A 10,198-nucleotide genomic window follows, 5' to 3' on the forward strand; every position below is an offset into this window, starting at 1 on the left:
CATGTCGCACATCGTAGGGCGCCAGACCAGCAATAAATACGTTCGGGAATCCACAAATTGAACATCACCACCGCAGCAGACTTGACAGTACATGACTACAAGGGCGGCAGCGAGGCCCTGGGGGCTGTGATCGGCATGTCGCCCGCCGTTCTGCGCAACAAGGTCAACCCTAACAATGCAACGCATCACCTCACCCTGGCGGAGGCCGACCGAATCGTCCGCCTGACCGGCGATACGCGCATCCTGGCAGCGTTCGCACATGCGCACGGCTTCTTGCTGGTCAAAGCGCCGGAATCCTGCGGGGACAGCGACATGTCGGTGCTGGAGCAGGTGGCCGCGCTGATGGTCGCCAACGGCCAGCTTGGGAAAGAAGTCTACGACGCGCTCGCCGATGGCGGCGTCGACCTGGCCGAGGTGGAGCGTGTCTCGGCGGCCGCGCGCGTCCTCATGGAGGCTGCCGCGGAAGTGGCGCGCCGTATCAAGGGTATGGCCGAACGATGAAGGGCAAGCCCCGGACCGCGGTGGAGCGGCGTTTTCATGACCTGCTGTGTTCAGTCGTGGGCTGCGCCGCATGCCGGTTCGGGCACAGCGTGGTGACCCACCACGTGAGCGTCCATCACATGCGGGGGCGCACGCGGCCGGGAGTGCAGTTCTTCGTTCTCCCTCTGTGCGCTGGTCATCACCAGAAGGGGACGGGGGCGTCGTGGATGAAATCCGTTCACGAGGACAAGGCCGAATTCGTCACCCGCTACGGCACCCAGGAGCATCTTCTCCGCCTATGCGTGATGTTCGTCCTGGCCCGAGGGCACAACGTTCCCGACGCCGCCTTGTGCGCTGCGGGCATTGATCCCCAAGTCGCAGCTGCGGCGCTCGCGATGCGACAAGAAGGCGAGGGGGGCGCATCGTGAACGTGCATGGCTACGAGGTTCCCTGCTGCGCCGTGGATGCCGCGCTCGAGGTCATGGCCTCCGGTGCCGACTTTGACACCAAAGCTCTTGCCAAGGTGATTGGCCGTCACTACCCATTCCCCAAGGGCCACATGAGCCGCGAGGGCTATCTGACTGTCTGCCTGGATGCCGCGCACCGCCTGATCCGGGATGCGCGCTCCGACCTCGAGGTGGTACGCCGCGGCTTTCACGCATTCAAGCATACGTATCGGTGGCGTGCGCGCCCCCAACCACAGGAGTCCCAATGAACGCGCTCATCATCGCTACGACCGCCATTCGCCAGGACGAGGAAGGTCGCTTCAGCCTGAACGACTTGCATCGCGCCGCCGGGGGCGAGCGCCGCCACCAGCCTTCGGACTGGGTCCGCCTGCAGCAGACGCAGGACCTGATTGCCGAGCTGGGCGACATGATTCCGGGAATCCCCGGAATCTTTTCCAGGCAAGGCCTGGGCACCTACGTCGCCAAGGAACTGGTCTACGCCTACGCCATGTGGATCAGCGCGGCTTTCCACCTGCGTGTCATCCGCGCCTACGACGCCCTGCAATCGCCGGCCGTGCCCCAGGACTTCGCCGCCGCGCTGCGGCTGGCCGCCGACCAGCAGGACGAGATCTACCGCCAGCGCCAGCAGTTGCTCGAGCAGCAGCCCAAGGTCGAATTCGCCGAGGCGGTGCGCAGCACGGTCGACGGCATCAGCATCCGGGACATGGCCAAGCTGCTGGGCACCGGCCAGAACCGCTTCTTCCGCCAGCTGCGCGCAGACCGCGTTTTGCTGGAGGACAACAAGCCGTACCAGGAATACCTGGACCGCGGCTACTTCCGACTGATCGAAATGCCCTGGCGCGCCGATGACGGCCAGGTGCATGTGTCATTCAAGACCCTGGTGACGGGCAAGGGCCAGGTGTGGCTCCAGCGCCGCTATGCGCCCCCGGCGCCCGCCCAGGCCCCGGCATGCACCCCGAACGGGCTCGCGCACGCCGCAGCATAGGAAATCCCATGAGCACTATCGTTATGTCGGCCTGCTGGCCGCTGCAAACCAAAACCCCGGCGCAAAAGGCGGTCCTCGTTAGCCTGGCGGACAACGCCAACGACGAAGGCGTGTGCTGGCCGTCCGTCGGGAAGATCTCGGAGAGGACGTGCCTGTCCGAGCGCGCGGTGCAGGACGCAATCAAGTGGCTTATCAAGCACTGCGCGGTGGCGGCGAGCGGCCGGACGGGGCGTTCCACCGTCTACACCGTTACCCCCGCGAGATATGCACCCCCGCAGGATCTGCACCCCCGCAGCAAACGCACCCCCGCAGAATCCGCGCCCCCGCAGCAGGTTCACCCCACCCCCGCAGCATCTGCACTCCAACCCCCGCAGGATCTGCACCCCACCCCCGCAGCATCTGCACCCAGAACCGTAAAGGAACCTACAGATGAACCGCAAGGGAACCGCAAAGCGGGCGCCGAGGCGCCCCCTGTGCCTGACCCTGACCGCCTGACCACCGAGCAGGCCGCGAAGCTCACCAAGGACGAACTGTGGAAGGCAGGCAAGTCCCTGCTGAACCAGCTGGGCCAGATCCCGCTGGAGCAGTGCGGCGCCTACGTGGGTAAGCTGGTCAAGGACTACGGGGCGGACACGGTCATGGAGGCGGTGCGGCAGGCTGTGGTCGAACGCCCGGCCGAGCCGCGTTCTTACCTCATGGCTACGTGCAAGTCGATCCGGGCCGGGGGCGCGCGGCCGGCAGGCGGAAAGAATCGCCAGGAGCATCTGGAGGAGCGCAACCGACAAGCCGCGTTAGCCGCCGCGCGTGGGGAAGGGGTTCCGGCATGATCGACGCTGACAAGCCGGCTCTGTTCGAATTGGTTGGGAACGTGTATTCGTTCTACGCCCGCGAGGCGTCTGTCTTCGTGTTCAACGTCTGGTGGGAGGCCGTGAAGGCATACGACCTGGATGCGGTGTCGCAGGCGTTCAGTCGGCATTGCGCCAACCCGGATTCGGGCCAATTCCTGCCCAAGCCGGCCGATGTGGTCAAGATGCTGCACGGATCCACCCAGGACGCCGCGCTGCAAGCCTGGGCGAAAGTGGACCGTGCGGTGCGCGGCGTCGGCACCTGGGCAAGCGTGGCCTTCGATGACCCTCTCATCCACCGCGTGCTGCACGACATGGGCGGATGGTCGCCGCTGGGGCGCAAAGAGGAGCGGGAATGGCCGTTTCTGGCCAGTGAGTTCGTGAATCGCTATCGGGGCTACAGGGGGCGCAGCGAGCGGCCCGAGTATCCGCCGATTCTGCTGGGCGACGCCGACGCGCACAACGGGCGGATCGGTGCGGAGGCCGGAACCCCAGTTCTGATTGGCGACGCAGGGCGCGCGGCTCTCGTTGTGGCCGGGGGCGCCTGCCGCCCGTTGGTGGAGTTCCACCGGCCGGAGGTCCTATCCCTGAGCGCGCAGTCGCAGCAGGCCCTGCTCGCTTCGGCCGGGATCGACGAAGACATGGTGGCCCTGTCATGACGCAGATGACGCTTGAGCGGGTTGGTGAGTATCGGCGCTTGAAGGCCAAGGACCAAGCCCAGAGGCGCTTTCAGGCGCTGGGCCGGCTGCCCAAAGACAAGATGAACGGCACCGAGAAGGCGTATTCCATGCGCCTCGAGGCGATGCGCCAGCGCGGCGAAATCCTGGGCTGGCAGTTCCACCCGCTGCGCGTCCGGCTGGCCGAGTCGACGTTCTACGAAGTGGACTTCCTGGTTCTGCAGGCCGACATGCGCCTGGCCATCCATGAGGTGAAGGGCGGGCACACCACCGACAAGGGCCAGATCAAGATCAAGCTCTGCGCCGAGGTCTTGCCCTGGTTCGTTTTCTACAAGGCAACGAAGCAACCCGAACGCCGCGGGGGCGGCTGGGTGCTGGAGGAGTACTGATGCATGCGCAAGCCATCTACGACGAACTCAGGCCGGGGGCGCGCAAGCGCTTCCTCAGCGCCTATGGCCGCCTCAATGGTGCAGCCGCTGCCGCTGCGCTCGCCGCCGGCCACCAGCGGGGAGGATTGGAGGTTCCAGTGCGAGGTGCGGCACATCCAGAGGCTGCCCTTGATGGAGCGCCAACCGTATCTCGAGCGGGTGGAACGCCAGCGGGGGCGGGACGGGCGCCAGGCCCTGGAGGCCGAACTTACCCGGTTGCACGAGCTGGCGAGGGCCAAGCGACAGGGCGGACCGAATGAGCCACGACCTGCAGCGCTGGGAAATGCGCAACCCGGTCGAGGTGCTCATCAGCCGCGAGACGGCGGCGGCCAAGCGCAGCTGCGCGGGATGCGTCCACACCAAGGTCGTGGAATCGCCATTCGGTGATCTCGTCAGCCGCTGCCTGAAAGGCAGGCCCTATGGACGGAAGTGCAAACGGTTCGAGGTGATCAATGTCTAGGCTTGGGCTTTCCGGGGATGAGTTGCTGTGGAACTGGGCGCGCTGGTGCTGGTCCGGCCCAACCGTGGGCAACATGGCTCAGTTCATCCCGGAAGAGGATGAGTTTCGTCCCATCCTGATAGATCAGGCGGTGGCGGTCGACGGCCTGCACAAGGCGCTTACGCGTCATGAGGCAATGATCATCATCGCGGAGTATCCCCAGCGGCATGAACGCTTCGCGGGCATGGAAGCGGCGGCGCGCGCCGAGCGGGCACGGGTCTGGATCAGCCGGATCACTGGAATCAATCTAACCAACGCCCAGTACAAGCAGTGCCTGGGCTTCTTCAAAGACAAGGTGCAACGTGAAGTTTGGTAAAGAGGTCATTGAACTGATGGCGGCATGTCCGGGGCGCGACTTCCGCATGGTCGAACTGGTGCGGCATGCAACCGGGGGGCGTGAGTTGACGACGCGCGAGCGCAATGCGGTTCGCCAGGGCGTGCTCCGAGTGGTCCAGGAGTTGATCAGTATGGGGTCTGTGCTGCGTCGGCCATCGCGGCCTGGGGTGCGGAATTCTGCTTCTTACCGTTGGCACAGTGCGACATGAGGTAGGTGCAAAGTGCGACCGGAAACGCGACAATTCAATCCGCCACAACTACGCCCGTAGCAAACAAAAAAGCCCGCAAGCATCCGCTGCGGGCTTTTTCGTTGAACGGGCGCTAGAGAAGTGCTACGGCACGCGCCACGGACGCGGAAATAGCTGCGAAAGACATGAAGTAAACCGTGTTGATCTCCACAGCCGTCTTGCTCCAGAAGACGCGAAAAGCCATGGACTTGACATGGATGAAGACGGCACTGAAGGGCCCAGACAAGGCATGCACTGAGTGCGATACCGAGGTGTAGCGGTCAGATGTCGGGGCGTGCTGATCCAGGACATCCTTGCGGATGCGCCAGTGGAGGAAGACCCCGTTAGCCACGATTAGGAAGTCGTACGGCTCGAAGTGGCGACGGTCAATCTCACTGACGAAGTCGCCGTCATTGCTCTTGAGGGCTTGATCTCGAACCTCTTTTGCCCAGTTTGCATGCGCTTCGCCAGCGGATGACCGTCGTCCGTATCTAGCGCTCAGCGCCGTATCGAGGGCTTGAGCGAACGCAGCGGCGGGAACCTGCGAAGAGTTCACTCGGCTATCGCTAAAGTGGAACCGCATTAAGGTGTATAGAGCCAACGCCGCAGCTAAGAGCCACACTCGATAGGCATGCTCGGGGGGTATATCGAATTTGACGAATTCAGCAAGGAATGAAGGCATTTTCAGTTGCAGGAAGGCTGCGCAGGCAATCGCCGCGGATACAACTAGTGCGTTGCGCCTTTCCTTGCCGTGGTCATCTATTTCCATTTTTATAGTTTATTTAGCAGGACGTTCTTCATACAAAAAGGCGGCGACAGCGTAGGAATCGCGAGTTCCCAAGCTGACAGCCGAAGCACGGACCAAGCCCGTGAACGACCCGAGGCCGCCCTACCTGTACAGGCGGGCGCCAGTTTACATGGACGCTCACAAGTGGCAAAACCGATAATTCCCTGGCTGGGTGGCAAACGCCGCCTAGCCGACAAGATTCTTCCCCATTTTCCCAAGCATTCCTGCTACGTCGAACCCTTCGCGGGCGGGGCGGCACTGCTGTTCGCCAGGCCGGAACCGGCCAAGGTCGAGGTGCTGAACGATATCAACGGCGACCTGGTCAACCTGTACCGCGTGGTGCAGCACCACCTGGAAGAGTTCGTGCGCCAGTTCAAATGGGCGCTGACCAGCCGGCAGATGTTTAAGTGGCAGAAGGAAACACGGCCCGAGACGCTGACCGACATTCAGCGCGCGGCCCGCTTTTATTACCTGATGCAGAACTGCTTCAGCGGCAAGCTGGAGGGCATGTCGTTCGGCACCGCGACCACGGCTCCGCCGGGGTTGAACCTGTTGCGGCTCGAGGAAACCCTTTCGGCAGCCCATCTGCGGCTGGCCCGGATCTACGTGGAGCACCTGACGTGGCGTGATTGCGTCAAGAGATACGACCGGCCGCATACCCTGTTTTACATGGATCCGCCGTACTGGGACACGGCAGGCTACGACGTCGAGTTTCCCCTCGAGGAGTATCACGCCATAGCCGAGGCCATGCGCACGATGCGAGGGCGCGCTCTGGTGAGCGTGAACGACCATCCCTTGATGCGTGAAGTCTTTGCAGGTTTTCCCGCGCGCGTGCTGGACATTCGGTACACGGTGGGCGGCGGCAGGGGCGTGCCGCGTGCCGAGTTGCTGATCCAAAGCTGGCCCGAAGCTGGCGAAATCGCCGGGGGCCCCTAAGGAAATCGATCCGGTAAGGGTAATTCGAACCCCGGCCGCTCGCTAGTCATGGGGCCATCATAGGGGGGTAATAATAATTTCGACCGAATAGCCTGTTATTTCAAAGGCTTAGTGTTTGGCCTCACTCCGCGGCGAGAGGTTCCGCCCTGTGCGAGGGGGTTATATGGGAGGGGGCATGCTGAAGTTCACGTCCAAGCTGCGCGAGGGCGTGGACTACTACGCTGCAATGCGGCGTCAGTTGCCGTATGCCACCTCCGTCGCACTCAATAGAACCGCGGAGGCGGTGCGCCAAGCGCTGTTCCAGAAAACCCTCCAGGTATTTGACCGGCCGACGCCGTACACCTTGAATGCGCTGCGCGTTGCGCGCGCGACGAAGGGTAACTTGGTCGCGACCATTGCCTACCGCGATGGCGCAGGCAAAGGCACTTCCGCCGATCGCTACCTGGCGCCGCAGGTGCTGGGTGGCGGCCGCCGATTCAAGAGGTCGGAACGGGCGCTGCAGCGAGCGGGATTGCCGGCGGGCATGTTCACGGTGCCGGGGGCAGCTGCCGAGCTTGACGCTTACGGCAACATGTCGCGGGGCCAGATAGTGCGCCTCCTGTCCTACTTCGAGGCGTTCGGGGAGCAAGGTTACCGGGCGAACGCGACGGCGCGAAGCCGCGCGCGGACTGCCAACGTCGGCACATCCCGCGAAGGCTACCGACGGATCAATGGCGTCCAGTACTTCATATCCCGGGGTAAGGGCTCAATGAACGGGCAGCGGCGCCAAGTCTTGCCCGCCGGCATCTGGCGCAAGACTGGCACGCATGGGGCCGATGTGGCCCCGGTGCTGCTGGCAGTCGATGCGCCGCATTACACCCCCCGCTTGCCGTTCTATGAAACCGCGACCGCCGTGTATGGCGATCGCTTCGACGTGGAGTATTCGACCGCTTTGGACGCCGCATTGGCGACAGCCCGATGATCGACCTGGAAAAGAAATCTACGCAGGCAAGGTTTGCGCAGCTCGTTGGGGTCACCCAGCCGGTTATCAGCGGCCTGCTGATGCGCGGTGTTTTGACCAGCGGCGACACCTTGGGCAACTGGCTTTTGGCCTACTGCGGGAACCTGCGGGACGCTGCCGCCGGGCGCAACCGCGATCCGGACACGGCCGGCCTGGACCCGACCGAGGAAAAGGCGCGACTGAACGCCGCCCAGGCCGACAAGGTGGAAATGGAGAACGCCGAGCGCCGGGGCGAGCTGGCGCCGGTCTCGGTGCTGGAGGAGGTCCTGGTGCGCGCGGGGACGAAGGTGGCCGCCACTTTCGACGCCATTCCGGGCGTCCTGAAGCGGCGTTTGCCGAACCTGACCGACGCGGATTTGACGATTGTGCGCCGGGAACTGGCTAAGGCGCGCAACGCCGTGGCCGCCCTGTCCTTGGAGGATATTGAATCGGAAGACGATAACGAGGGTGAATGATGCTCGTAGAAGACAACCGCGCGGGAGTTGCACGCGCGCTTCGTCGCGGGCTGGCATCCTTCGGCGCTCCGGAGCCTATGACGCTTCGGGAGTGGGCAGAGCGAAATTTCTACCTGTCAGCCGAGTCGTCCTACGTTGAGCAGAACTGGGAGGCCTGGCCGTTCCAGCGTGCGATCCTCGCATGCATCGGCAGCGATGACCTGACCGAAGTGGATGTCATCAAGTCGGCTCGGGTCGGCTACACGAAGATCGTTCTCGCCGCGGTCGGGTACTTCGCCGAACATCGGCGCCGCAATCAGGCGCTGTGGCAGCCGACCGATAGCGCGCGTGACGAGTTCGTCAAGACCGAGCTCGAGCCCATGCTGCGCGATGTCGAGGTCATGCATCCGATTTTTCCTACTCGGCTCGCGCGTCACAAGGACAACACGCTGCTGGTGAAGAAGTTTATCGGCAGCGCGCTTCACCTTCGGGGGGGCAGGGCGGGGGACAACTACCGCCGCCTGTCCGTTAGCGTGGCAATCCTTGATGAGTTCAGTTCGTTCGACTCGAACATCGACGGCGAGGGTGATCCAGGTCAACTGGCTGCCAAACGTCTGGAGGGGGCCACGTTCCCCAAAATGGTGATCGGCTCGACCCCCAAGCTGAAAGAGACATGCCTCATGGAAAAGCGGGCGGCCGGCGCAGATGCACGGTATGACTACCATATCCGTTGCCCGCACTGCGATGAGCACCACGCAATCACATGGGGCGGAAAGGACGAGCCTCACGGCTTCAAATGGCTGAACGATGACCCCGATACGGTGCGACACCTCTGCCCGCACTGCGGGACCCTGATCGCCCAGGGCGAGTATCTTGCAGCATCCGAGGATGGGTTTTGGCACGGTTCCGACGGAACCACCATCGACCGTGATGGGGTATTCCGCAATGCGGCCGGAGAGGTGGTCCCCGCGCACAAGCGGGTCGCATTCCACGTCTGGACTGGATACAGTCCGATGGTCAGCTGGTCCAAGATCGTCCGCGAGTTCCTGGACGCCTACGCAAAGGCCGAGCAGGGCGACGATGAGCCGCTGAAGACCTTCTGGAACACCACGCTGGGCCAGGCTTGGGAAGGTGAGATCGAGAAGATCGAGGCCGATGAGTTGAAACGTCGGGCTGAGATTGAGGCGTACAGCTTGCCTGGCCAGGCCGAGAACGTGGTGCCCATGGGCTGCACTTTGCTACTTGCTGGGTGCGACACCCAAGGCAACCGCGTCGAGGTGGCGGTTTGGGGCTTCGGCCGTGGATGCGAAATGTGGACCGTCGACCACCAGATCTTTCACGGGAATCCGGCGGAGGACGAGGTTTGGAACAGCGTGGCGGAATACCTGTTCGAGCGTCGGTTCCAGCATGAGGGCGGCCAGCAGATGAGCATTTACGCCACCGCGATCGACTCGGGTGGCCACTATTCAAACGCCGTGTACGACTTCGCGCGCCGCAACAAGGCGCGGCGTGTGTATGCGGTGCGTGGGCGGCCATTCGGAGAGAAGGCCATCAAGGATGGCGCGGGACAAGTCGATATCGACTGGCGTGGCAAGCGCGTGAAAAAGGGTGTGATTCTGTGGCACGTGGGCACCAATCGAGCGAAAGATCTGCTCCATAGTCGGCTGGCGATTGAGTCTCCTGGGCCTGGATACGTTCACCTCTCTGCGGACCTCTCTGACGAATGGTTCCGCCAGTTCTCCGGTGAAGTGCGGGTCGCCCGAAAGACTGCGACGGGTGTTCGCACCCTCTGGACGGCGATTCGCAAGCGTGTGGAGACCTGGGACTGCGCGGTGTATGCCCTGTGGGTAGCGGAACACTTAGGGCTGACACGCAAGACGGAAGCGTGGTGGGACGCGATGGCGGCCAAGTTGGACGCCATGCCGCCGCCTGCGGATTCGGTGGAAGCGGATGACGCTCCAGTCCCGGACTCCAGCGGCAAGGTGCTTCCTCAGGCAGCTCGAGGCGAGGCGACGGTGGCTAAATCCCGCACGCCGCCCCGGCCCGCCCGTCGCCGCTCATCTTCCTCCAGCTATTTAAAAGCCCGCAGGTAGCGCG

Annotated in this window: 14 protein-coding genes; 13 read left to right on the forward strand and 1 reads right to left on the reverse strand. The window is 63.5% G+C overall.

Annotated elements, in window-relative coordinates; translation table 11 throughout:
* Positions 1-57 precede the first annotated feature (57 nt).
* From I6I07_RS19375 to I6I07_RS19415, 9 genes are all read left to right on the forward strand, one after another.
* Positions 58-501, forward strand: coding sequence for a phage regulatory CII family protein (locus I6I07_RS19375; protein ID WP_198483308.1), 444 nt, complete (start codon positions 58-60; stop codon positions 499-501).
* Entirely contained in the window at positions 498-908 is a 411-nt protein-coding gene (locus I6I07_RS19380; protein ID WP_198483309.1) for a Ref family recombination enhancement nuclease, read from the forward strand. The genes I6I07_RS19375 and I6I07_RS19380 overlap by 4 nt, the downstream gene beginning before the upstream one ends.
* Complete coding sequence (locus I6I07_RS19385) at positions 905-1,195, forward strand: hypothetical protein (RefSeq protein WP_198483310.1); 291 nt, start codon at positions 905-907, stop codon at positions 1,193-1,195. The genes I6I07_RS19380 and I6I07_RS19385 overlap by 4 nt, the downstream gene beginning before the upstream one ends.
* Complete coding sequence (locus I6I07_RS19390; protein ID WP_198483311.1) at positions 1,192-1,932, forward strand: phage antirepressor KilAC domain-containing protein; 741 nt, start codon at positions 1,192-1,194, stop codon at positions 1,930-1,932. Before I6I07_RS19385 ends, I6I07_RS19390 begins: the two co-directional genes overlap by 4 nt.
* 8 nt (positions 1,933-1,940) lie before the next feature.
* Entirely contained in the window at positions 1,941-2,759 is an 819-nt protein-coding gene (locus I6I07_RS19395) for a helix-turn-helix domain-containing protein (RefSeq protein ID WP_198483312.1), read from the forward strand.
* Positions 2,756-3,436: a DUF6475 domain-containing protein gene (locus I6I07_RS19400; protein ID WP_232625655.1), complete on the forward strand. Its 681-nt coding sequence runs from the start codon at positions 2,756-2,758 to the stop codon at positions 3,434-3,436. Before I6I07_RS19395 ends, I6I07_RS19400 begins: the two co-directional genes overlap by 4 nt.
* Positions 3,433-3,843, forward strand: coding sequence for a hypothetical protein (locus tag I6I07_RS19405; RefSeq protein WP_198483313.1), 411 nt, complete (start codon positions 3,433-3,435; stop codon positions 3,841-3,843). The genes I6I07_RS19400 and I6I07_RS19405 overlap by 4 nt, the downstream gene beginning before the upstream one ends.
* 295 nt (positions 3,844-4,138) lie before the next feature.
* Entirely contained in the window at positions 4,139-4,342 is a 204-nt protein-coding gene (locus tag I6I07_RS19410; RefSeq protein ID WP_198483314.1) for a hypothetical protein, read from the forward strand.
* Between the two features lie 73 nt (positions 4,343-4,415).
* The gene (locus I6I07_RS19415) at positions 4,416-4,697 is read left to right on the forward strand and encodes a hypothetical protein (RefSeq protein WP_232625656.1); all 282 of its coding nucleotides are present in this window, start codon (positions 4,416-4,418) and stop codon (positions 4,695-4,697) included.
* Positions 4,698-5,038: 341 nt separating this feature from the next.
* On the opposite strand, the gene I6I07_RS19420 is transcribed toward I6I07_RS19415, so the two are convergent.
* Positions 5,039-5,713: a hypothetical protein gene (locus I6I07_RS19420; protein WP_198483316.1), complete on the reverse strand. Its 675-nt coding sequence runs from the start codon at positions 5,711-5,713 to the stop codon at positions 5,039-5,041.
* A gap of 162 nt (positions 5,714-5,875) precedes the next feature.
* Here I6I07_RS19420 and I6I07_RS19425 point away from each other — a divergent pair, with 162 nt between their 5' ends.
* From I6I07_RS19425 to I6I07_RS19440, 4 genes are all read left to right on the forward strand, one after another.
* Positions 5,876-6,667 carry a DNA adenine methylase gene (locus I6I07_RS19425; protein WP_198483317.1) on the forward strand — a complete coding sequence of 264 codons (792 nt, stop codon included), beginning with the start codon at positions 5,876-5,878 and terminating at the stop codon, positions 6,665-6,667.
* A gap of 175 nt (positions 6,668-6,842) precedes the next feature.
* Complete coding sequence (locus tag I6I07_RS19430; RefSeq protein WP_198483318.1) at positions 6,843-7,628, forward strand: hypothetical protein; 786 nt, start codon at positions 6,843-6,845, stop codon at positions 7,626-7,628.
* Positions 7,625-8,122, forward strand: coding sequence for a terminase small subunit (locus I6I07_RS19435; protein WP_061074211.1), 498 nt, complete (start codon positions 7,625-7,627; stop codon positions 8,120-8,122). The genes I6I07_RS19430 and I6I07_RS19435 overlap by 4 nt, the downstream gene beginning before the upstream one ends.
* Positions 8,119-10,194 carry a phage terminase large subunit family protein gene (locus I6I07_RS19440; RefSeq protein ID WP_232625657.1) on the forward strand — a complete coding sequence of 692 codons (2,076 nt, stop codon included), beginning with the start codon at positions 8,119-8,121 and terminating at the stop codon, positions 10,192-10,194. The genes I6I07_RS19435 and I6I07_RS19440 overlap by 4 nt, the downstream gene beginning before the upstream one ends.
* Positions 10,195-10,198: the final 4 nt, after the last annotated feature.

It is taken from the genome of Achromobacter deleyi (assembly GCF_016127315.1).
GTDB classification, from domain to species: Bacteria; Pseudomonadota; Gammaproteobacteria; order Burkholderiales; family Burkholderiaceae_B; genus Achromobacter; species Achromobacter insuavis_A.